Annotated in this window: 23 protein-coding genes and 1 other RNA gene; 4 read left to right on the forward strand and 20 right to left on the reverse strand. The window is 40.3% G+C overall.

Features of this window, described 5'->3' with window-relative positions:
• Positions 1 to 91 precede the first annotated feature (91 nt).
• The 15 genes from ftsA to DIZ80_14680 form a co-directional block, all read right to left on the reverse strand.
• Complete coding sequence (ftsA, locus tag DIZ80_14610; GenBank protein ID RDH81326.1) at positions 92 to 1,330, reverse strand: cell division protein FtsA; 1,239 nt, start codon at positions 1,328 to 1,330, stop codon at positions 92 to 94.
• A gap of 2 nt (positions 1,331 to 1,332) precedes the next feature.
• Entirely contained in the window at positions 1,333 to 2,151 is an 819-nt protein-coding gene (locus DIZ80_14615; GenBank protein RDH81327.1) for a cell division protein FtsQ, read from the reverse strand.
• Entirely contained in the window at positions 2,144 to 3,061 is a 918-nt protein-coding gene (locus DIZ80_14620) for a D-alanine--D-alanine ligase (GenBank protein ID RDH81328.1), read from the reverse strand. The genes DIZ80_14615 and DIZ80_14620 overlap by 8 nt, the downstream gene beginning before the upstream one ends.
• Positions 3,051 to 3,956 carry a UDP-N-acetylenolpyruvoylglucosamine reductase gene (locus DIZ80_14625; GenBank protein ID RDH81329.1) on the reverse strand — a complete coding sequence of 302 codons (906 nt, stop codon included), beginning with the start codon at positions 3,954 to 3,956 and terminating at the stop codon, positions 3,051 to 3,053. The genes DIZ80_14620 and DIZ80_14625 overlap by 11 nt, the downstream gene beginning before the upstream one ends.
• Complete coding sequence (locus tag DIZ80_14630; protein ID RDH81699.1) at positions 3,953 to 5,341, reverse strand: UDP-N-acetylmuramate--L-alanine ligase; 1,389 nt, start codon at positions 5,339 to 5,341, stop codon at positions 3,953 to 3,955. The genes DIZ80_14625 and DIZ80_14630 overlap by 4 nt, the downstream gene beginning before the upstream one ends.
• Before the next feature lie 10 nt (positions 5,342 to 5,351).
• Positions 5,352 to 6,425 (reverse strand): undecaprenyldiphospho-muramoylpentapeptide beta-N-acetylglucosaminyltransferase, encoded by a 1,074-nt coding sequence (gene murG, locus DIZ80_14635; GenBank protein ID RDH81700.1) that lies wholly within the window; start codon positions 6,423 to 6,425, stop codon positions 5,352 to 5,354.
• Between the two features lie 11 nt (positions 6,426 to 6,436).
• Positions 6,437 to 7,726, reverse strand: coding sequence for a putative lipid II flippase FtsW (ftsW, locus tag DIZ80_14640; GenBank protein ID RDH81330.1), 1,290 nt, complete (start codon positions 7,724 to 7,726; stop codon positions 6,437 to 6,439).
• Positions 7,723 to 9,069, reverse strand: a complete 1,347-nt coding sequence (locus DIZ80_14645; protein ID RDH81701.1) for a UDP-N-acetylmuramoyl-L-alanine--D-glutamate ligase — start codon at positions 9,067 to 9,069, stop codon at positions 7,723 to 7,725. Before DIZ80_14645 ends, ftsW begins: the two co-directional genes overlap by 4 nt.
• A gap of 101 nt (positions 9,070 to 9,170) precedes the next feature.
• Complete coding sequence (locus DIZ80_14650; GenBank protein ID RDH81331.1) at positions 9,171 to 10,253, reverse strand: phospho-N-acetylmuramoyl-pentapeptide-transferase; 1,083 nt, start codon at positions 10,251 to 10,253, stop codon at positions 9,171 to 9,173.
• Positions 10,253 to 11,593 (reverse strand): hypothetical protein, encoded by a 1,341-nt coding sequence (locus DIZ80_14655; GenBank protein RDH81332.1) that lies wholly within the window; start codon positions 11,591 to 11,593, stop codon positions 10,253 to 10,255. The genes DIZ80_14650 and DIZ80_14655 overlap by 1 nt, the downstream gene beginning before the upstream one ends.
• Positions 11,590 to 13,119 (reverse strand): UDP-N-acetylmuramoyl-L-alanyl-D-glutamate--2,6-diaminopimelate ligase, encoded by a 1,530-nt coding sequence (locus tag DIZ80_14660; protein RDH81333.1) that lies wholly within the window; start codon positions 13,117 to 13,119, stop codon positions 11,590 to 11,592. The genes DIZ80_14655 and DIZ80_14660 overlap by 4 nt, the downstream gene beginning before the upstream one ends.
• Positions 13,116 to 14,828, reverse strand: coding sequence for a cell division protein (locus DIZ80_14665; GenBank protein ID RDH81334.1), 1,713 nt, complete (start codon positions 14,826 to 14,828; stop codon positions 13,116 to 13,118). The genes DIZ80_14660 and DIZ80_14665 overlap by 4 nt, the downstream gene beginning before the upstream one ends.
• On the reverse strand, positions 14,825 to 15,094 hold the full coding sequence (gene ftsL, locus DIZ80_14670) for a cell division protein FtsL (protein RDH81335.1): 270 nt from the start codon (positions 15,092 to 15,094) through the stop codon (positions 14,825 to 14,827). The genes DIZ80_14665 and ftsL overlap by 4 nt, the downstream gene beginning before the upstream one ends.
• Positions 15,091 to 16,029: a 16S rRNA (cytosine(1402)-N(4))-methyltransferase gene (locus tag DIZ80_14675; GenBank protein ID RDH81336.1), complete on the reverse strand. Its 939-nt coding sequence runs from the start codon at positions 16,027 to 16,029 to the stop codon at positions 15,091 to 15,093. The genes ftsL and DIZ80_14675 overlap by 4 nt, the downstream gene beginning before the upstream one ends.
• Complete coding sequence (locus tag DIZ80_14680) at positions 16,029 to 16,484, reverse strand: cell division/cell wall cluster transcriptional repressor MraZ (GenBank protein ID RDH81702.1); 456 nt, start codon at positions 16,482 to 16,484, stop codon at positions 16,029 to 16,031. The genes DIZ80_14675 and DIZ80_14680 overlap by 1 nt, the downstream gene beginning before the upstream one ends.
• Before the next feature lie 418 nt (positions 16,485 to 16,902).
• Here DIZ80_14680 and DIZ80_14685 point away from each other — a divergent pair, with 418 nt between their 5' ends.
• Positions 16,903 to 17,535, forward strand: a complete 633-nt coding sequence (locus tag DIZ80_14685) for a sulfurtransferase (protein RDH81337.1) — start codon at positions 16,903 to 16,905, stop codon at positions 17,533 to 17,535.
• A gap of 188 nt (positions 17,536 to 17,723) precedes the next feature.
• Here DIZ80_14685 and rnpB read toward each other — a convergent pair.
• From rnpB to rsmI, 5 genes are all read right to left on the reverse strand, one after another.
• Positions 17,724 to 18,093, reverse strand: an RNA gene (gene rnpB, locus DIZ80_14690) — RNase P RNA component class A.
• Positions 18,094 to 18,389: 296 nt separating this feature from the next.
• A complete protein-coding gene (locus tag DIZ80_14695) occupies positions 18,390 to 18,863 on the reverse strand; it encodes a hypothetical protein (protein RDH81338.1) in 474 nt (157 codons plus the stop codon).
• A 168-nt stretch (positions 18,864 to 19,031) separates the two neighbouring features.
• A complete protein-coding gene (locus DIZ80_14700) occupies positions 19,032 to 19,499 on the reverse strand; it encodes a hypothetical protein (protein RDH81339.1) in 468 nt (155 codons plus the stop codon).
• Positions 19,500 to 19,658: 159 nt separating this feature from the next.
• A complete protein-coding gene (locus tag DIZ80_14705) occupies positions 19,659 to 20,138 on the reverse strand; it encodes a hypothetical protein (protein ID RDH81340.1) in 480 nt (159 codons plus the stop codon).
• 428 nt (positions 20,139 to 20,566) lie between these two features.
• The gene (gene rsmI / locus DIZ80_14710) at positions 20,567 to 21,406 is read right to left on the reverse strand and encodes a 16S rRNA (cytidine(1402)-2'-O)-methyltransferase (GenBank protein RDH81341.1); all 840 of its coding nucleotides are present in this window, start codon (positions 21,404 to 21,406) and stop codon (positions 20,567 to 20,569) included.
• Positions 21,407 to 21,474: 68 nt separating this feature from the next.
• On the opposite strand from rsmI, the gene DIZ80_14715 reads away from it, so the two are divergent.
• Genes DIZ80_14715 through DIZ80_14725 form a run of 3 tightly spaced genes read left to right on the forward strand, consistent with a single transcriptional unit; the run spans position 21,475 to position 24,344 of the window.
• Positions 21,475 to 23,379 carry a hypothetical protein gene (locus tag DIZ80_14715; GenBank protein RDH81342.1) on the forward strand — a complete coding sequence of 635 codons (1,905 nt, stop codon included), beginning with the start codon at positions 21,475 to 21,477 and terminating at the stop codon, positions 23,377 to 23,379.
• Positions 23,345 to 23,710: a YraN family protein gene (locus DIZ80_14720; protein RDH81343.1), complete on the forward strand. Its 366-nt coding sequence runs from the start codon at positions 23,345 to 23,347 to the stop codon at positions 23,708 to 23,710. The genes DIZ80_14715 and DIZ80_14720 overlap by 35 nt, the downstream gene beginning before the upstream one ends.
• Positions 23,711 to 23,756: 46 nt before the next feature.
• Entirely contained in the window at positions 23,757 to 24,344 is a 588-nt protein-coding gene (locus tag DIZ80_14725) for a phosphoheptose isomerase (protein RDH81344.1), read from the forward strand.
• The last annotated feature ends 4 nt before the right edge of the window (positions 24,345 to 24,348 follow it).

Here is a 24,348-nt window from a genome sequence, read left to right on the forward strand (position 1 = left end):
GTATTATTATTCAAACAAAAATTAATTGTCTGAGATTTAATTTTAAAATTTTGTTGTACCCCGTACTTCAAAGGGCATTTTATTTTCGGTTTTAAAAGTTCCCCTGGAACCAGTTTTTCATTCGTCCCCATACGCCTTTCATGCCCCCTTCTGTTGAGAAATATTGAGTACCGCTACTTTGATGTTGCTCACCAAATAACAACAGGCCTACACCCGTTGCATGGATTGGATTTGAAACCACATCAGCTAAACCACTAACATACTGTGGCGATCCGAGTCGTACTGGCATGTGGAATATTTCTTCCGCCAAATCCACAACACCTTCCATTTTTGAACTGCCGCCAGTCATAACAATACCCGCAGCAATAATATCTTCAAATCCGCTTTTTCTTAACTCAGCCTGCACCAGACTAAGTAATTCATCATAACGAGGCTCAACCACTTCGGCTAAAGTCTGGCGTGATAATTTACGTGCTGGTCTGTCACCCACACTGGGCACTTCAATGGTTTCATCCGCATTAGCCAACTGGCGTAAAGCGCATGCATATTTAATTTTTATTTCATCTGCATATTTAGTCGGTGTACGTAAAGCAACAGCAATATCATTTGTTACCTGATCACCTGCTATTGGTATCACTGCAGTATGTTTTATTGCGCCTTCTGAAAACACAGCAATATCCGTTGTACCACCGCCGATATCAACCAGACAAACACCTAACTCTTTTTCATCTTCTGTTAATACAGAATAACTGGAAGCAAGTTGCTCTAAAATAATATCGTCAACTTCAAGCCCGCATCGCCTTACACATTTAATAATATTTTGAGCCGCACCAACCGCACCTGTCACAAGATGCACTTTAGCTTCTAAGCGAACACCAGACATACCAATAGGTTCACGTATACCTTCCTGCTCATCTATAATAAATTCCTGTGGAAGAATATGAAGAATGCGCTGATCTGCAGGAATAGCGACGGCTCTCGCTGCATCAATAACACGATCTAAATCCATCTCACTTACTTCACGATCTTTTATCGCAACAATACCGTGAGAATTTATACTTTTTATATGGCTACCAGCTATACCAGCGTAAACCGAGTTGATTTGACAACCAGCCATTAATTCAGCTTCTTCAACCGCTCGTTGAATAGATTGCACTGTAGATTCGATATTAACTACAACACCTTTCTTCAAACCTCTAGACGGATGCGAACCCAGACCTATAATCTCAACATCACCTTCAGGTGTTATTTCGCCTACTATTGCAACGACCTTAGAAGTACCAATATCCAGCCCAACAATTAAATTTTTATCTGTTTTTTTTGTCATTATTCCTATGCCTCTTTCCAGGCTACTGAAAAGCCGTTGGTATACCGCATATCTATATGTTTAATTTTACGTTTTTGTGTTTCCAGCGTTTCTTTATAAACTGAAACAAAACGATTTAATCGCTCATGCATTTGTTTACGCCCCAATCTTAATTCCATTCCAGTTGTCATTCTTAATGTCCAGGATCTTCGTGCATTCATTTCTATTTTTTCTATATACAAACCTGTTTCTAATAACCAGGCCTGCATTCGCGCAAGCTCCTGCAACATTAACTTGTGCTGCCCCTGAGGCCCTGATAAATGTGGCAATTTAACAGTCGGTTTATTTGCAGGCTCAAACAACTCACCCTTAGCACTGACAACTCCATTATCACCCCATAATACAACCGGCTTTTTCTCAATAACTCTAACCAGTAGCTTGTCTGGCCATTGACGTCTTACCGAAACATCTTCTACCCAGGGCAAATCCACTAATGCATTTCTTACCTCTGGTAAATCAACATTGAAAAACCCACCATTTACAACAGGTATCGCTTTATCCTGCAATTTCCCTTTATCAAGAAAATCAAATTCACCTTCAATCTTTACTGACTGTATGGGTAACATTTGATCTAGATTGATTTTGTTATGCACAATCAATACAAGTAACAAAGCAGCCATAGCTGAAAGAAACTTCGGCTTCCATATAAAAACAATAAACTCTTTTAAACGATTCGTGATTTTACCAATATCACGTTTTTTTATTATTTCACCTCTAACGGCCTGACGTTTATTTAATTTGTTTTTTTTGTTTTTATTTATACCTACCCTATATTTGTTATCCATGAACTGATGCACCCTTAAGTATCTCTAACACCAGATTTTCAAATGTTAATCCCGCCTGTTTTGCTGCCATTGGAACCAGACTATGATCTGTCATTCCAGGAATCATATTTACTTCTATTAACCATGGATGTTTATCTTTATCTAACATAAAGTCTACTCGACCCCAGCCTTCTCCCATTACAGCTTTGAATGCTTTAAACATTAATTCGGCTAATTCAGTTTCAAAACTTTCATCTAGACCGCACGGACAGATATAACGAGTATCATTTGAAACATACTTAGCCTGATAATCATAAAATTCATTATCTGTCTCAAGACGAATCATTGGCAAAACCTGCTCACCTAATATTGCAGCAGTATATTCTTCACCCTGTATAAATTTTTCAGCCATAATAACCCCGCCACAATCACATGCTTTTTTCCATGCGGGTATCATTTCATCATGCGAATTAACTTTACTAATACCAATACTCGAACCCTCTAATACAGGCTTGATCATCAATGGCAAACCTAAAGCGTCTAACGCTCTATCACAGTCCGATTCATTCTTTAATTCAATAAAGTCTGGGGTAGGCAAACCCATTCCACGCCACAACTGTTTACAACGTGACTTATCCATAGCCAGAGAAGAACCTAGTACACCAGAACCTGTATAGGGCATTTCCAACACATCTAAAAGCCCCTGAATAACACCATCTTCACCGCCACGTCCATGCAACACATTAAATACATGACTAAAATCACCTTCACGCAATTGCTGACAAATATCACGACCAACATCAATTGCCGTAACTTTAACTCCCTGCTTTTTTAAAGCTTCATAGACTGCCTGGCCACTATTTAAAGAAATCTCTCTTTCAGCTGACCAGCCGCCCATAAATACAGCCACATTTTCAAAATTACTCATCATCAGCTTCTCCGACAATTTTCACTTCTGTTTGTAACTCGACACCCTGGTCTTTTTTTACTGTTTTTTGTACGTGATTTATTAAATTTTCAACATCACTTGCTTTTGCATTATTCTCGTTAATAATAAAATTAGCGTGTTTTTCAGATACAACCGCACCACCAATTGAGTAACCTTTCAATCCACACTGCTCAATCAACCTTGCCGCATAATCATTTTGTGGATTTTTAAAGACCGAACCACAACTAGGCAGCCCAGTTGGTTGTGTTTTAGCTCTTTTATCCAACAAATCTCTAACTCTTAATGCTGCCTCATTTCCATCACCCGATTTAAACTGCAACTCAGCACTAATGAACCATTCATCTTTATGCCCACTTACACTGCGATAATTTATCGCATAATCTTTATTTGTTCGTGTATAAGTATTTCCCTGTTTATCAATAGTAATAACAGACTTAACAAGAGGCCATGTTTCACCACCAAAAGCACCAGCATTCATAGCTAAAGCCCCCCCAAACAAACCGGGGATTCCTGCAAAAAACTCACCTCCAATCAGATTATTTCGGTGACATAGTCTCGCCAGCTTCGCGCAGCTTGTTCCCGCTCCTACTCGCAGACAGTTATCGTCCAAAACTTCAATTTCAGACAAACTTCCTTTTAAAGAAATAACCGTACCTCTGATACCCTTATCCCTAACCAGTAAGTTACTACCAAGACCCAGAAACATAATATTTTCATCTTCTGGTAACTGATTAATAAAAGCAGCAAGATCATCCATATCTTCAGGCGTGTAAAACTTATCAGCCGCTCCACCAATTTTCCAGCTGGTGTGTTTAGCCATAGATTCATCAATCAGCAACGTACCTTTGAAATTATGTAAGCTGGAAGCAGCCATCATTTTGCTAATGCCTCCGGTAATTTCTCAGCTATTGAACCAATACTTCCTGCCCCTAGAGTAAGCAGTACATCACCTTTATTAATTATATTTATTATCGAGTTATTTAAATCTTTTAAATTTTCTACAAAAACCGGATTAACGCGGCCTCTTGCACGAATAGCTGCGCACAGTGCACGTCCATCGGCCCCTGCTATATGCTCTTCACCCGCTGAATATATTTCAGTTACTATTAATGCATCTGCCATAGATAACACATTACTAAAGTCTTCAAATAAATCACGTGTACGCGTGTAACGATGAGGCTGAAAAACAACAACAATCCGACGCTCACTCCAAGCATTTTTTGATGCTTCAAGTGTCGCTTTTATTTCAGTTGGGTGATGCCCGTAATCATCTACTAGTAACACATTCCCTTTAACGGTTTCAATCTCACCATACTGCTGCATTCGTCGACCAATACCATCAAACTCCTGCAATGCTTTTTGCATCTTATCTGTACCTACACCTAACAGGTGAGCAACTGTAATTGCAGCCAGTGAATTTAATACATTATGTTTACCCGGCATGTTCAATGTTATTTCTGTTACTTCATCAACCTCAGGTAACACAAGATCATAATGACATTGCATGCCATTACATTTGATATTTACGGCTTTGACATCCGCCTCTGACTCAATACCATAGGTAACTACAGGTCGTGATATTTTATTCATGATCTGTTTGTTTTCTGAATCATCCAGACAGATTATGGCTTTACCGTAAAATGGTAAATGATGTAAAAACTCAACAAATGAATGCTTGTAACGATCAAAATCACCATCATGTGTTTCCAGATGATCTGCATCGATATTAGTTACAACGGCCATCATCGGCTGCAACAACAAAAATGAAGCATCACTTTCATCTGCTTCAGCAACAAAATATTTGCCTTCACCCAACTTTGCATTTGTTGCAGCACTATTTAATTTACCACCAATCACATATGTTGGATCAAGGCCAGCCTCTATTAACAAACTCGCAGTTAAACTGGTAGTTGTTGTTTTTCCATGCGTACCCGCAATGGCAATACCATGTCTGAAACGCATAATTTCAGCTAACATTTCAGCACGTCGAATAACAGGAATACGGTGTTCTTTTGCTGCCACAACTTCAACATTGTCAGTCGATATTGCTGTTGAAACCACAACCACTTCTACATCTTTTACATTACTGGCTTTCTGACCAATATATACAGTCGCCCCCTGAGCAAGCAGACGTTCTATAGCTGCATTTTTTTTAACATCTGAACCAGAAACTTTATATCCAAGATTCAATAAAACTTCTGCTATGCCGCACATACCGACACCACCGATACCAACGAAATGTACTCGCTGTATTTTTCTCATGGGATGGGTTTCAATTAACATCGTACCCTCCTGCCATTAAACAAGCTTCAGCAACCAGTTTTGTTGACTCTGGCATTCCAAGTTGTCTTGCTTTATTTGCCATTTCTAAAGTTTTTTCACGATCCATATCTTTTAAAACATCAACTAAAGTATCAACATTTAAATCATTCTGATTTAATAAAATAGCTGCACCTGCATCGCTTAAATACTTTGCATTGTATGTCTGATGATCATCTACTGCATATGGGTAAGGCACCAGAACAGAAGCAACACCCGCTGCAGCTAATTCAGAAACTGTCATTGCACCCGCACGACAAATAACCAGATCAGCCCATGAATACATTGATTCCATATCATCAATATATTCAAGCACCTCTGCTTTTATTTTTAGATGCGAATAATTTAAGCGTGTCTGATCAAAATTACCCGGACCCGCCTGATGTTTAATTTTTAACTCTCGGTCCTGTAATATTTTTGCACATGCCTGAGGTACAATTTCATTTAATCGTGCAGCACCAAGACTGCCTCCAAACACAAGAATTCGTAATGCCCCATCACGCTCTTTATTTCTCTGCTGAGGAGACGACAATGATGTTATTGATCTTCTCACAGGGTTACCAACATGAACCGTTTCAGTTTTAAATCCACCTGGAAATGCTTCCATAACTTTATTTGCTATTCTGGATAACATACGGTTACTCATGCCTGGCACTGCATTTTGTTCATGTATAAGTAGTGGAGTGCGAGTTACCCATGCCATTAAACCACCGGGTGCTGATACAAAACCGCCCATACCTAAAACAACTGATGGCTTACGTTTATGTAATATTTTAACCGCCTGATAACAGGCCATAATAATTTTTAGTGGCGCAAGTAATAATGTAAATAATCCTTTGCCACGCAGACCACTCATACCTAACCAGTCAACATCAATACCTGCCTCTGGAACCAGGCGCGCCTCTATACCTTTCTTTGTCCCCATCCAGACCACTGGAACTCCTCGTTGCTTTAATTCGTCAGCAACTGCAAGCGCAGGGTATACATGTCCTCCTGTACCACCGGCCATAATCATAACGGGACGCATTAATACATCATTCATGCTGCCTCCTGTATCAGATCACCAATATCTTTATTTCTTTTTTTCGTAGAACCTGTTTTAGCTTTACGTTTTTTGCCAGCTGAGGACTTTCTCGCTTTAGCCTGCCCACTTGAACACTCATAAGAAATTCGCAATAGCAAACCAATAGATGCACTCACAACTATTAGACTACTTCCGCCATAACTCATAAGCGGAAGCGTTAAACCTTTAGTTGGTAGCACCCCCATATTTACGCCTATATTAATAAATGCCTGTAACCCCAACCAGATTCCAATACCGTATGACAAATAAGACGCAAACTGATTACCACATGACTCTGCTTTTCTCGCAATCATAAAAGCTCTAAACACTAACGCCGTATACAAACTTATAACTAGAACTACACCAATAAGACCCAGCTCCTCAGCTAACACCGCAAATAAAAAGTCAGTATGCGCTTCAGGAAGATAAAATAATTTTTGTACACTTGAGCCTAAACCCACACCTGTCCAACCACCCGAACCAATCGCTATAAGTGATTGAGTTAACTGAAAACCACTATCAAATGGGTCAGCCCACGGGTTCACAAATGCGGTTAGTCTTTGTAAACGATAAGGAGAAGTAATCACAAGCAACGCAGCAGCAGAACCGAACAATGTAATCACAGCAACAAACTGTGTAAATCTAACACCCGCTAAAAATGTCATACCTAACACTGTCATCATAATAACAACTGACGCACCGAAATCTGGTTCAAGCAATAGAAACATACAAACAAGCCCAATCATCATCATAGGTTTTAAAAAACCCCATAAAGTTGAACGAACCTGCTCACCATGTCTCACAAGGTAACCGGCTACATAAATCATCAGAAACAGTTTAACTATTTCTGACACCTGTAAATTCAGAATGCCTATAGGTATCCAGCGTGTTGAGCCATTTACTGTTTTTCCAACACCCGGAATTAATACTAATATCACCATCGCAAAAGATAATGCCAGTAAAATCATTCCAGATTTCTCCCAGTAAACGAGACGTATCTTAAAAATCATAATCGCAGCCACCAAACCAAGAGAAGCTGCTATCAACTGACGATATAAATAAAAAAATGGAGTTGATGTTTTACTATCAGCAATACTAATAGAAGCTGAAGCCACCATCACCAGACCAATAGCTAATATACTAATTACCAGCATAATTAGTACTCCATCCAGACCGTCTAACATGAGCGGTTTCTGCACCATGGGTTTAGCCGACCCACGTTTCACAATGTTTTGTGTTTGCTGAAACAATAAACCTACATTCATTGCAGATCCTTTATTTCTTTTACAAACATTTCACCACGATGCTCGTAACTATCAAACATATCAAAACTCGCACATGCAGGTGATAATAAAACAGTATCATCAGGATGAGATAAATCTGCTGCTATATGTACTGCATCTGCCATATCTTTGGCATAAAAAACAGGCACACAGCCCTGTAAAACATTTTCTATTTGAGGTGCATCTTTACCTATTAATACAACTGTTCTAACATTTTCACACACAGCAGACCGAAGGGGCATAAAATCTGCATCTTTCGCAATTCCACCTGCAATGAGTATTAATTTATTTTTAACTTGTATTCCCGTAATAGCTGCTAAAGTTGCGCCTACATTTGTTCCTTTAGAATCATTCACCCATGTCACATGATTTTTTTCAGCTACCCACTGGGTTCTATGCTCCAGACCAGTAAAGCTTTTAAGCGCCACCAACATATCCTGCATGGAGATACTTGCTGCCTCACCTAGAGCTAATGCAGCCAAAGCATTAGATAAATTATGTGTTCCAGAAATTTTTAATGACTTCTCAGGAACTAACTGATGACCGCCCTTACATAACCAGATTTCACCATTAAACTCACGCAAGCCAAAATCACCATGCGCAGGCTCATTCAATGTAAAACCAGAAATAAAATTTTGCCCTGTCTGCATTTCAGTTACGCGTTTATCATCTCTGTTAACGACAGCAACTTTACACGCGTTGTATACTCGTTTTTTAGTTTCAATATACTCATCATAACTTTCATACCTGTCCATATGATCAGGGCTAACATTCAAAACAGCTGCAGCTACAGGTTTCAAACTATGCAAACTTTCCAACTGAAAACTCGATAATTCAAGAATATATAAATCGGCATTTGTATTAATTATTTCCAGTGCAGGTACGCCTATATTTCCACCGACAACAGCATTTATACCTGCGCTACGCGCCATCTCACCGAGCAAACTTATTACGGTGCTTTTACCATTCGAACCTGTCACGGCTATTACCGGTGCACTCACCTGCTGCGCAAAAAGCTCTATATCACCAACTACATCTACACCCTGTGTAATTGCATGCTGTATAACCGGTTCTTTTAATGTCACACCCGGGCTTACAACTATTTGCGTTGCTCCCATAAATACGGCTTCATCAAATTCACCCAGATACACACTCACATCTGGAAATTCATTTTCTAGTTCATTTAGGCCAGGCGGGTTATTTCTACTATCAATAACCACAATGTTTTTCTGCTGTTTATGTAAAAAGCGCACAACAGAAAGCCCCGTCACACCTAAGCCGACGACCAGAATATATTCTGAATTTTGACTATCATCTGTGACCATAGCTGTTACCAATGCTGCTACTGAAATACTCGACAATGTATCTGCAGTTACGCCCATAAACCCTTTAAACCCCAGCCCTTAACTTGAGCCCTGTGTTTACCCTATCTAACTTTTAATGAAGCCAGACCAATAAGTACTAATACAACCGTTATTATCCAGAACCGCACAATTACTCTGGGTTCCGGCCACCCTTTTAATTCAAAATGATGATGTAGTGGCGCCATTCTAAAAATACGTCTTCCTGTTAATTTAAACGATGCAACCTGCAAAATAACTGATACTGTTTCCATCACAAAAACGCCACCCATAATTAATAACACCAGCTCCTGCCTAACCAGAACAGCGACAACACCTAACGCCGCACCTAGCGCTAACGCGCCCACATCCCCCATAAACACCTGAGCGGGATATGTGTTAAACCATAAAAAACCTAAACCTGCACCAACTAATGCTCCACAAAATACAACCAGCTCACCAACACCACTGACATATGGAATACTTAAATAATTAGCAAAATTTATATTTCCGGTTAAATAGGCAAACACACCTAACGCACCAGCCACCATAACGGTGGGCAAAATTGCCAGGCCATCAAGACCATCTGTTAAATTAACTGAATTACTGGTACCCACAATAACCAGATAAGCTAGAACAACAAATCCCATGCCCAGTGGTATCATCGCGTCCTTCATAAACGGAATGATTAATGTTGTTTCTATGGGCTGCTGAGCTGTCTGATAAATATAAATTGCTGCACCCAAACCAAATACCGTTTGCCATATGTATTTAGCTTTTGCAGACAAACCTTGACTGCATCCACCCTTTAATTTTTTAAAATCATCAATAAAACCAATACCACCAAACAACAAAGTCACAACGAGTGCGACAACAACCTGTCTATTATTTAAATCCATCCACAAAATCGTACTGATTGCTACCGCAACCAAAATCAACGCACCACCCATCGTGGGAGTACCAGCCTTAGATAAATGTGCTTGCGGACCATCATCACGAATATTCTGACCGATTTTATACATTGTTAATTTACGAATCATTGAGGGGCCAATAATCAATGAAATACTCAATGCGGTTAACGTGCCTAAAATTGCACGCAAGGTTAGATAACGAAAAACATTAAACCCACTATGATATTGAGTTAAATAATCAGCAAGCCAGAGCAGCATCAGGTCGACCCCTTTATTAATAAATCCACTATTTGCTCCATATGCATAAATCTCGAACCTTTTACTAATATTCCCAGCTCTTCTGTCTGGTGTTTTTGTATAAATGAAACAAGTTCATCTTTACTATTAAAATTTTCTGCATTATCACCAAATGCATCAACTGCATGACGACTAGCCTCTCCAACCGTTAGCAAACGCGTCACACCAGCAGTACGTGCTTTTAAACCCGCATCAAAATGAATTCTTCTTTCGTCATCACCCAGCTCACCCATATCTCCCAGAACAAGCCAATGTTTTCCAGGCAGCTCACATAACACCTCAATACCCGCAGATAATGAAGCAGGATTTGCGTTATACGTATCATCAATTACCGTTAGTGTTTTACCGACCCTGTGAAAGTTCAAACGACCTTTTACTGCTGAAAATTCATTTAGTGCCTGAGTTATAAATTCATGCTTAATATCTAACGCTTTAGCAACTGTAATCGCTGCTAGTGCATTCATTGCATTATGTAATCCATATACCTTCAAACTTATATTTAACTCTTTACCACTCAGCTGAACACTTAAATTTCCACCTGTCCCTGTTTGCTGCCATTCACCATACACTTCTGCAGTTTTATCCTGCATTGAGAAGCCCATGATTTTTTTATTTACTGACAATTCACGCCAGTAATCAGCAAAGCCATCATCACAGTTAATAATTGCAATACCATCATCAGCTAACCCTTGATATATTTCACCTTTTGCCTGTGCTACGCCTTTTAAAGAACCAAAACCTTCAAGGTGTGCCTGACCCGCATTATTAATTAACGCCACATCGGGTTGTGTTATTGACGTTAAGTTTGAGATTTCGCCAAGGTGATTAGCACCCATTTCTATCACAGCAAAATCTTCCTGTTCCATGCGCAACAAAGTGAGTGGCAACCCAATATCATTATTAAAATTACCCCGAGTTGCCAAAACCTCACCCTGTTTCGCTACTATGGCAGACACCATTTCTTTTACAGTGGTTTTTCCATTACTTCCCGTAATTGCTACAACTTTGCCACCGAATGATTGTCGCCAGGCTGCCGCCAGCCCCCCTAAAGCTTTTCTTGTATCTTCAACTTTTATAACTGGTAAACTCGTTTCTACATCTTTATGAACAATTGCAGCGACTGCTCCAGCTTGCTGCGCCTGCACAATATAATCATGCCCGTCAAACAACTCACCATGCAGTGCAATATATAAATCACCTGCCTGCAAACTCCGCGTATCTGTAGATACTGAAGAAAAATTAACATTCTCGCCGGTCATAATCCCGTTAAGTATTTTTGTCGCCCGCTCAAGTGCCATCATTGATGCACCCCTAACGTTAACAATGCGATTTTTCTATCACTAAAAGCTATTTTTTCATTTCCTATAACCTGATATAACTCATGACCTTTACCCGCTATCAAAACAAGATCATCACTCGTAGCCATTTCAATCGCATGCTGTATAGCTTTTTCCCTGTCCAGCTCAACAATAAGCTTCAATTCATTAATTATGCCCTGCTTGATATCGTCAATTATTTTTTCAGGACTTTCTGTACGCGGATTGTCATTTGTTATGATAACCAGATCAGATAATTTCTCTGCAGCCTGCGCCATAAGAGGTCGCTTACCTGTATCTCTATCTCCTCCACAGCCAAACACGCAAATAACTTTACCCGCCACATGCTTTCGAACATTAATTAACGCCTGCGATAAAGCCTCCGGTGTATGAGCATAATCAATTACCACTGATGGTTTATTTTCATTTACAAATAATTCCATCCGACCCGGTACGGTATGCAGATTTTCAATATATTTAATTGCATGATTAAAGTTAATACCGTTTTCCAGCAACACACAGAAACAGGCTAACGCATTATAAACGTTAAATTCACCTATTAATTTAATACTAACTTGCGAAGCACCCTCCGAGCTTTTCAGCATAAAGCTGATTCCATTCATCTCATTTTGAATACCTGTTGCATAAACATATAACTTGCTTTGCTTTACTCTTTTTTCATCTAAACCATACAACCAGATAGGATTTATATTTTTTCTTTCTGCATACAACTCAGCACCAAAACTATCATCGATATTTAATACCAGCGCCTTCTCATTACTCTCTGTAAAAAGCTTTTTCTTTGCCTGTTTATACGATTCAACATCACCATGATAATCCAGATGATCTCTTGATAAATTTGTTAAAACGGCAACATCAAAATCAATACCAGCCGATCTTTTTTGATCAAGACCATGAGATGAAACCTCCATTGCAACATGCTCTACGCCACGAAGACAAAAGTCAGACATCATTTGATGGAGACTAATCACATCCGGCGTCGTATGACTTGACTCCTGCAGATTATTAATCAAACCATTACCTAATGTTCCCACTACCGCAGCCGAGCCATAAGCCTGATTCATCGCCTGTGCAATAAAATGACTTACAGATGTTTTCCCATCCGTACCGGTAACACCACATACAAAAATTTTCTCAGATGGTTCACCATAAAACTTACCTGCCATTTCACCCAGCTTATTCTGTAAATCACGCACAGGAACACAAATAGCTCTCGACATCAGCTTTGATAATATTTGCTGACAATACTGATCAAATTTCGCATCACATAAAACAGCAACAGCACCCCTGCTTATTGCTGCTTCAGCATAAGCAAGACCATGGTCAAACTGACCCTCAAGTGCAACAAACACATAACCCTGCTCAACTTTTCTGCTATCCAGAGCCAGACCTTTAACTTCAAGCTCCGGCAAATAGTCAGACACAGACAGTCCACTTAATAGCTGCTTCAAAGTTATTGCGGAATGATTGTTTTTTAATGCAGCCATCATGCGCTCTTTCCTTTTTTCTCAAGCGACTCTTTTTGCGCATACTTCAAATCATCTGGTGGCACATCTAGCAAACGCAATGCACCCGATATAACCCTTGAGAAAACCGGTGCCGCTACCTGCCCACCAAAATATTTACCATTACGAGGCTCATTTAGCATAACCACCATAACCAGCCTTGGATCAGACGCAGGAGCCATTCCCGCAAAAACAGAAAGGTAACGATCTTTAGCGTAACCACCAGAAATAAACTTATGCACTGTTCCTGTTTTTCCTGCCACACGATAATTTGCAATTGAGGCCTTGTTTGCAGTCCCTTCAGGACTAACTACCCTTTCCATCATATGACGAACTTTTTTAGCCGTTGCCAAACTCATTACCTGCTCGCCTTCAACCTCCTTATCTCTACGCAAAAACGACACAGGATAAATGACCCCGTCTGCTGCAATTGAAGAATAAGCTCTGGCCAACTGTAAAGGCGTTACCGACAAACTATACCCAAACGACATGGTTGCACGCTCAAACTCACTTAAATGCCCCGTTCGTAAATTACCATTTCTCTCACCTGGAAAACCACTTCCACTATTAATACCAAAGCCCAGTTTCATATACATACCAAGCTGTTGTTCCTGATCAAGCGATAACGCAACTTTACTTACTCCGACATTGCTTGATTTCAAAATAATCTCTTCCAGATTAATTTTTCCATAATTGCGCATATCTTTTATCGTGCTGCCCTGCACTTTGTAATAACCGGGTGACGTCTTCACATTATCTTTTGGATGCCATCGCCCTGTTTCAAGTGCCGCCGCAATCGTAAAAGGTTTCATTGTAGAACCAGGCTCAAAAACATCAGTAACCGATCGATTTCTATAAACACCCGGTTTTAACTGACTTCGGTCATTCGCATTAAAAGACGGCTGATTTACCATTGCTAAAACCTCACCCGTATGAACGTCTAAAACCACTGCAGATCCTGCAATGGCTTTATGTTCTTTAACAGCGGACTTTAACGATTGATAAGCCAGATACTGTATTCGCCGATCAATACTCAGCCTCACCGACTTACCCGGCTCAGCCGTCTTTATCCTTTCCACATCATCTATCACCTGTCCGAGGCGATCACGTATGACTCGCTTTGAACCCGGTTCACCGCTAAGCCACTCATCATACGCCAGCTCCAGACCTTCCTGACCAATATCATCTACATCTGAAAAACCAATTACATGTGATGTAACTTCTCCTGCCGGATAATAACGCTTGTATTCTCGTTGCAAATACACCCCGGGAATACCAAGTGCTTTAATTTTTTCGCCTGTATCAGGTGATACCTGTCTGAGTATATAAACGAATTCTCTATTTGAATTTTTAACTAATTTATTTCTCAGATGCTGCGCATTAATTTTTAATGTTTTTGCAATTTCAGTTACACGATGCAGATCATTTTTAATTTCTTTAGGATTAACCCAGACAGAATCCACCGGTGTACTAATCGCTAATGGCTCACCATTTCTGTCATAAATATCACCGCGATGCGCAGATATAGGCACAACTCTTAAATGTCGCGCATCACCTTGCTGCTGGAAAAAGGCCTGATTAATAACTTGCATATCCAGCGCACGCAAAAACAAACCCACTATCGCTAACGCGAACACAGATAACACAACAATGCGCCTGAACTGATAATGTGGTTTTTTGTTTTTATTTTTCATTGTTTTATATATAAAATTTCATTTGCCCGAGGCAATGTCATTTGTAGTTTTTTACGTGCAACTTTCTCAATTCTTCCATGAGATGACCAGGCGCTTTGCTCCAACTGCAACTGCCCCCACTCAACATCCAGCTCATCAATCTGCTTATGAAGCTTTTGCAAATTAACAAATATCTTTCTTGTTTGGTGTTTACTATAAATTACACCTATTGCAGACCCCATAATCGCCACCACTAATAATGCGATTAATATCCACACCACCTTCACTTAACTCTCTCTATTACACGCAAGACTGAACTACGTGAACGAGGATTTTCCTGCACTTCCTTTTTTCCCGGTTTAATAGCTTTACCAATTAACCTGTATGGCTGCTCTAAATCTTTTGCTAATACCGGGATGTCTTTAGGAATTTGCGGTCCCCGTGACATTTTTCTAAAAAACCTTTTTACCATTCTGTCTTCTAATGAATGAAAACTAATGACCGCAAGTCGCCCGCCAACAGCCAGAACATTCAAGCTTGCACGCAGCGCATTTTCAAGCACCTCAAGTTCACGGTTTATATGAATTCTAATTGCCTGAAAACTTTTAGTAGCAGGGTGTTTATTTTTTGGTTTAACAGGAATCGCTGCTTCAATTATATTAGCCAACTGAACCGTATCATCTATAACCGTTTCTTTTCTTGTTTCAACAATGGCATTTGCAATTCGTCGAGCAAACTTTTCTTCACCGAAATGCATTAACACTGTAGTCAGATCATACTCTTCCACAGTGGCTAACCATTCTGCTGCTGACTGACCTACATGTGGATTCATGCGCATATCTAACGGCCCCGGCTTTATAAAACTAAAACCCCTTGTTGCATCATCTAGCTGCGGAGAAGAAACACCTATATCAAGTAAAACCCCGTCAACCCGTTGCGCCATTCCGTGACTCGACACTACTTCTTCCAGACTTTCAAAGTTATTCCGTACTATTTCAAATCTTAAGTCATCCGCAAATTTAAGCTCCGCCACTTCAATTGCCAACGGATCCTGATCCATTGCCAGCAACTTTCCCGTCTTTCCTAATTTTTTTAGAATTTCAGCTGAATGCCCACCTCGACCAAATGTCCCGTCAAGATAAAAACCATCCTGTTTTATAGCTAGCGCCTCGACGGCCTCACTAAGAAGAACCGGTCGGTGCTGGCCGTGTAGTTCTTCCATTAGAACGAAAGATTTTCCAAAGCTTCTGGCAAATCACCTTCATCATTTTCCGCTTCATCCAGCCATACTTGCTGATTTTCCGTCCAAAGCTGTTCATCCCATATTTCAAACTTATTTCCCTGGCCAATTAAAATGCATTTTTTATCTAAGCCAGCATATTCACGCAACAAAGTCGGTAACAAAATACGCCCCTGACTATCCAACTCAGCTTCTGTCGCATGACCAATCAATAACCTCTTCATCAAACGAGTTCGCTTATTGGTACTGGAAAGAGCAGCAAGTTTAGCCTCTACAACTTCCCATTCATGCAATGGATACACCATCAAACAACGATCTTGATCAACTGTAACAATCAATCGCCCACCACAAGACTCCATGATCTTGTCACGGTAACGCGAGGGAATAGCCATTCGGCCCTTTGCATCCAGCGTTAGATTGTTAATACCACGAAAAATCATTGTTATAGTTTTAGTTCGCCATTTTTATATAAGCCGCCCCACCTGATACTCAGGTAGCCTTGTGTTGAAAAATGCACTTTCACCCACATTGATCCACATTTCTCCACATATCCGAACTATAGGTACCACTACCCACCACTGTCAAGCAAAAACACAGGATAAATAAGGAATTTTTTCCTTATATGACAACAACTTAGAGCTATTTCACATAATTAACACGGAGACAAACGGAATAAGAAAAGGCAAGTCAACAAGTTGGGCAGATAACTTAATAAACTACTTTAAGTTACAGTTCTATTTGATTTTTTTTAATGTTTATTTATGACCAAGCAGATAAAAAATATGACCTGTCATTTGTGGCGACTTTAATCTATATAAGGTAAGACAACACAACCCAACAAATTAAGAGAAAACTATGCTTAAAAGCACCCTGTACGCACTTTTCACCTCGCTCATACTCAATACAACCGTATTAGCAGAAGATAAACCCAAAAAAATAATGATAAGCCCCGATATTTACAGCATAGACGTGGAGCACAAAGGACAAATTATTACGATTAAGAGGAATCAAAATCGTGAAAACATCATTAGCAAATACTACCAAAAAACACATCGAGGTAAAATACAGGCCATAAACCCGTTTAAACCCCATGCAGTCGAAACAATTGGCACGCTTGAGATGATTCATTACCTGAAACAAAAAACCGGGGGTGATAACAAATTAAAGATTATAGACTCACGCACAAAAGTATGGGTAAAACGTGGCACCATACCTGGCACAGCCAATATCCCATTCACAGAATTTAAAAACGAAGAACGCGCATTAGAAATAATGGAAGACGAACTTGATGTACTCAATACAGGTAGCGCCCTGAATTTTGCGAACGCAAAAACCATTGTAATGTATTGCAATGGCATTTGGTGCGGACAGTCACCTGCCGCTATCCGTACATTATTAAAATTTGGCTATCCCGCTGCAAAAATTAAATACTACCGCGGTGGCATGCAAAACTGGGAATCACTAGGATTAACAATTGTAAAACCATAAATACAAACAGGGTCCTCAGTCAAAGCCAGAGAACAGGTAAAAACATCGCAGGAGAGCGATAGCTCAGATTGCTTCTGACTGACTGCAGGGCAAGGCAAGACGGAAAATGTAAGTTTACAAATGTAAATGTCCATTTTCCAACGAAGCCATGCGGCCTGTCAGAGGCAAGCTGAGTTATCAGCGGAAACTAGGGAAGCTGGCCTATAAGCCGGGTTCTGTACAACCGAAGTTGTGACAATCATTCATCTAGGACGCACATCGCTATGCGCCTCAAGCAACCTACCCAGAAGCAGCGCGGGCCACGCCTCAGCTTCTCTATTTGGTCTTGCTCCAGGTGGGGTTTACCTAGCCGCCACTGTTACCAGTAAACGCGGTGCGCTCTTACCGCACCATTTCACCCTTACCCCAAAATACTAAATTAGCAAATTAAGGCGGTATCTTTCTGCTGCACTAGCCGTAGGTTCTTACACCCCCCAGGCGTTACCTGGCACCCTGCCCTTTGGAGCCCGGACTTTCCTCTCTACGATAAAATCATACAGCGATTGTCCAGCCAACTTCGGCGGTGACTATAGCATAAATCAGCGCTAATAATCGTCCGGTTTTGCACTGAATAAAATGTAGTTTAGGCACATATCCATCGGGGACAGAGCATCTTTCCCGCTCTGTCCCCAGTAGTGATGCCATCAAGAGCACTACGAAGTCGACTATCTACACTGTCATATCTTGCCGGTATCACGACAGGAGACAGGGCGCAAAAAAGCAGCTACCTTTCCCCGATGGAGAAATATCAAAACAATGCACACTCTCACCAGTTTAATAGCCTGAAAAACATCCGCTATTGGCCATAAACACCATCACCGCAACTTTCGCATTCGCTTACCCAATGCAACACTGACTGGATTATTTCTGGAAATAAACGGTATAGGTTTACGTTTACGCACACCTAGCTTAACTTTAAGCTTTTGCAGCCCTTCATGATTTTCCGAATAACGCAGTCCGGTACGAATCACATCCAGAGCCGCACTACGATTATTTAAAATTATTTCAGCTCTTGCCAGATTCATGCAAATATCACCATCAAAGGGGTAAGACCTGACAGCATTACGACAAATTTTTATCGCCTCATGCTTACCATTTAACAGGCATGAAAAACCATAAAAGGAATGGTATTTAGAAAAAAGCTCATGATCAACCGAAATAGACTGGCATGCACGCTGAAACAATTCAACCGCATCACTAAGCGAGCACCGCTCAAGCAATTCAATGCCTTTTATAAAATCTTCATTACACCGATTTAAATCAAGATAAACCGCTTTAATATATGACACAACAACCTCCTTGTTCCTGCTAACATTATGTTTAATATTACATGCTACTCATCTACTACCTTTTTAAATTTAGTTACACTTAAAAAACACTACCCTGACTAAGACCCGTACCCCGGATAACAAGCCAGCCTTGATATTGCTTTATAAATTTCTTAGAGAAAGACTAATCTATTTTCTAAATAGTTTTCCCAGCTTATTATTTAACGCATGATTTCTGGGTAAAAAACCAATGGGTGTTTTTTTACGCATATTTATTTTTTTACGCAAATCGCGCATTCCCGGATGCATATAATCCACCTCCATCCCCTGAAGCAGAACATCAACGGTGCGTTTACGATCATTAAAATGCCATTCTGATTTAGCCAGATTATAAAACACATCACCGTCATACAGCTCATTGCGAGCCACTTCACGGCAGATAGACAGACCCCCTCTATCACCATTCAATACACGCGTATAACCACAAAATGATGCATATTTATTATAATGCATATCAGTATATGAAGTTTTTTCATAAGCCATCTCAAAACAATGACACGCCTGAGAAAACATCCCTCTCTTAAGAAATTCAATTCCATTAATAAAATTAGGATTACAAAGGCTATAATCTTTATATGTGACACTTTCGATACTCATACTCACTTCCTTTTCGAAATTCTTTAAACAAAAAGCTATTCACATTTATTTAAAAATTTTTTTGAAAAAAAAAGCCACAGATGAAACACCTGTGGCCAACCACGCTAATACTCTTTACTCTTCGCAAATATATTTTTGCTTTACTTATTTGACCACAACTTAAACTGCTACTGCATGCCTCATTAACTTACCTAACGCATGATTTAGAGGATGCGTACGAGGTAAAAACGGTAATGGACTACGCTGTCTAATTCCTAACTGCTCTCGCATCTGACGTAATCCGGGATGACGGTTATCTACTTGTAAACCTTTTTTAAGTGCAATAATCACAGCCTTACGGTTTTCATAAAACCACTCAGCTCGAGCAAGATTTAAATACACATCACCATCATGTAATTCACTTTTTGAAGCATGTCGACACATCTCCAGACCCGTCGCATCTCCAGATAAAACACGTGCCAGACCACAATATGAACCATATTTATTATGGTAAACATCTGCACGACCGACTGACTCATAAGCCTGCTGAAAACGGTTAACAGCTTTTGGCATCGCACGATCTTTGAGGTAACTAACTCCCTCAACAAACTCATCGCAACATGCACTGAAATCTTCATATACTGCTTGTAGTGGTGCCATCTTGAACTCCATCTATAAATATCTAAATGTATTTGATCGATTAATATCTAACTCAAACACGAGTCTATTTAACTTTTTTTTCATTTAGATGCTTCACAGTCCAGTCTTTTATGGCAACTTACTTTAAATTTAGTTTTATTTTTTGCCTTGGCTGTAAGCCTTGATGAGTTATATTGCACAGGCCATACCCATTTTTATATTTCCATATTAAACAATGAGTTATGAAAAAGCAGTCATTTATCATTACAGAAAAATGACAATATCTGTAAACTTAATCGACATGGTTTTGTTGTATTTTTGATAGTTTTTTTGATGATTTGATAATTTAAATAAATATCAAACACTTAGAGATAACAACAAGTGGCAACTTTACCGACAAAGATGTCATGACACTTTGGTCATTATAGCGTTATTTACTGTTTTTTCAATCACTTACCTGATAGTTCAAGCGCTAGCTTATACACCTGATTTTTTTTCATTCCGGTAATTTTTGCAGCCATCTTACTTGCCTGCTTTACCGGTAATTCCTCTAGTAAAATCTTCAACACCTGCTCCAGCTCAGCAGATTGAGGGCTCATTTGCACTTCGACCCCATCAACAACAAGAACAAACTCCCCTTTTTGCTGATTATTATCTGCCTGCAACCACTCAGGTAGTTCACCTAAAGTAGAACTATGCACCGTTTCAAAGAGCTTGGTAATCTCTCTGGCCAGCACCACTTTACGCTCAGCGCCAAACACCAGCTGCATATCTTTAACCGAGGCCACAATTCGATGACTAGACTCATAAAAAACCAGAGTAGCTGCCTGATGCTCAAATTCCTGATAAAAACTCTGCCTGGCTCCCTGCTTATGAGGCGGAAAGCCCGCAAACATAAAACGATCTGTCGCAATACCGGATACAGACAACGCTGCAATAGCCGCGCATGCACCGGGAATCGGGCTAACTTTAATAGACTCCTCATGTGCAGTTTTAACCAGCCGATAACCCGGATCGCTTAATAATGGTGTACCCGCATCAGATATCAACGCTATATTGTCACCCGCTAATAAGCGTTGTATTAATTTAGGCGTCATCTGCTCTTCATTATGATCATGATAAGCCAGCATTGACGAATCTATATTATAATGTTGCAGTAATATTTTGCTGTGACGGGTATCCTCCGCAGCAATTAGATCAACCTGCTTTAATACAGAAATGGCGCGTTCACCCATATCAGCACGATTGCCTATTGGGGTAGCGATTACATAAAGTGTGCCCTGATTCATTGACAGTTGGGACTCCAAAACAGATACTCTCGTTTGCCATAATAACATCAGCTGACATACATTAGATAATGACTTTATTTTTACGCACAACCACACTACTACTCATCGGCATCAGTCTTTTTGGCTGCACACCAAAAGACAGCATAATTACAGATAAAACACAGGCACCTACAGATCTGGTAACCACAGATGACGAAACCCAGCTGGAGCCTACAGAGTCCGCAGGTGAACACATGGAACTGGCTGCTTTATCCACCGGAGTTGACCGCAATAAACACTTACTAAAAGCAGCTCAAATACTGGTTCACCAAAAACAGTTTGAACTAGCGGAAAAACAGATATCTGAGATAAATCAGGAATTAACCAGTAGTGAAGAGCAGGTTGAGTTACAACTACTCACAGCCGAAATAGAGATTAACCGGGGTAATGCACGATATGCACTAAAGTTGTTAAATATAGCCAGAATACTACCTACAGAACAACAAATCAGACTCATGCAACTGCGTGCCAGAGCATTCCTGGATTCTAGTTACCCCCTTGAGTCGGCCAAAACCCGTGTACAGATGGATAAACTGTTAACGGATCAATTTGATCAGGAGCTAAACCATCAGGCCATCTGGGAGGCACTTTCTTTATTACCAACTACCAGCCTGCAACAAATTAGCAATGCACCACTTAATACTGATTTTCTTGGCTGGGTTGAACTGGCTAAAATTGCCAAACGGGGTCAGGTCGACTGGCAATATCTACAGGATGGCATCCACCTATGGCGCCAGGAATACCCGGAGCACCCGGCTGCAAAAGTTTTCATTAGAGAACTTGGTAACAAACAAATAGAATTAATTGACCAGCCCAGACATATTGCCATATTACTCCCCCTGAACGGCAAATACGCCCAGGTGGCTGGCGCCATTCGCGACGGCATTATGTCTTCTTACTATCAGCACCCGGATAAAACGTTTCAACCTAAAATTAGCTTTATTGACACCAGCGACAATCAGGCAGCCATCTGGAATTACTATAAAAAAGCAGCTGATCAGGGAGCAGACTTCATCATTGGCCCGTTCCTTAAATCCGCTGTCGACATACTTACCCGCGCAGAACAAATGGACATCCCGACACTTACCCTCAACTACGCCAGCACGCAAACCAAAAACAGCCCTAACCTGTTTCAGTTTGGCTTGTTACCAGAAGATGAAGCACGCCAGTCTGCAGAGCTCGCTTTTCGTCAGGCACACACTCATGCCGCAGTACTCGTACCTGAAGGCGCATGGGGTGAACGCCTACGTAACGCATTTCAACAACGCTTTGAAGAGTTAGGCGGTACAGTTATTAGCGCTCAAACCTATACCCCTAATAAAAATGATTTTAAGCAACCAATACAAAGCATGTTAAATATCAAACAGAGTTATAGTCGTTATCGCGCCATTCAAAATGTAACGCGAACAAAAATGAAATTTACACCTTACCGTCGACAGGATGTAGATATGATTTTTATGGCGGCCACACCCAAGGATGCCCGCCAGTTAAAACCCCAGTTCAAGTTTCATTATGCGGGTGAAATTCCAGTATATGCCACGTCTCATGCATTTACAGGGCAACTTAACAAACAGGCAGATCGTGACATTGATGATCTGAATTTTCTGGATATGCCATGGATCCTGAATGCACCGAGCCAGTCAAAACAGTCTCTTATCAAGTACTGGCCAGAACAACAACGCTACACCCGATTTTTTGCACTTGGCGTTGACGCCTATAATTTAATTCCTTTTCTTGGGCGTCTTCAGGGTAAAACCTATGAGCGCTTCTCCGGTCAGACTGGCAACCTTTACCTTGACCCGTTTAACCGCATACACCGTGAACTATTATCCGCTCAGTTTAAACGCGGCATACCTAAACTGATTGACATAAATACACTGCCAGTAAATTTAGTAATTGATGATACCACCCCTATTCAACAGCCGATCAATTAAAGGTAAGGCTTGCGAAAAGCTTGCCTGTGATTATTTGAAAAAAAATGGTCTAAAATTAATTGATAAGAATTTTCATAGCCGATATGGTGAAATAGACCTTATTATGCAACATCAGGATGTGGTGGTTTTCATTGAAGTTCGTTATCGAAAAAATCAGGACTATGGCGGCGCAAAGGCAAGTGTCACTATTACTAAACAACAAAAAATTCAAAAAACAGCACTCTTTTATATGCAGAAAAAAGGCCGTGAATTAAACGCTCGTTTTGATGTTATCGCAATGACAGGAGAACACAACGACCTGTCTATTGAATGGATAAAGAATGCATTTTGATTTCACATACACAAAAATAACCTAATAAACATAAACCATATAAAATATGAACCTTATAGACATAATTGAAAAAAACTTCGCAGAAGACATCACAACTAAACAGCGCACGCTAGAAAAATCCCAAAATGCAATCGCTCTGGCCGCGCAACTTATGACGCACGGTTTATTATCCGGGGGTAAGATATTATCCTGTGGTAATGGCGGCTCCGCAGGCATAGCGCAATTATTCTCTTCAAAAATGTTAAACCGATTTCAAATGGAGCGCCCAGGGCTTCCAGCAATTGCACTTTCTACGGATACATCTATTCTTACTTCAATTGCAAATGATTATAGCTACGATCAGATTTTTTCAAGGCAGGTTGCAGCCCTGGGTCAGAATACTGATATTTTATTAATCATTACTACCAGCGGAAATTCTGGAAACATTGTTGCTGCAATTGATACCGCCCATGAACGTCATATGAAAATAATCGCATTAACAGGACAGAACGGTGGCGAAGTCAGCGCGCGTTTACAACATGACGATATTGAGATTCGGGTTGACTCAGATTCCCCCATTCGCATTCAGGAAACACACCTGCTTATTCTTCACTGCCTGGGTGATCTTGTAGATTCTCAATTAATGGGCGCCTAACCCA

The sequence above is a fragment of the endosymbiont of Galathealinum brachiosum genome (assembly GCA_003349885.1).
Lineage (GTDB): Bacteria > Pseudomonadota > Gammaproteobacteria > SZUA-229 > SZUA-229 > SZUA-229.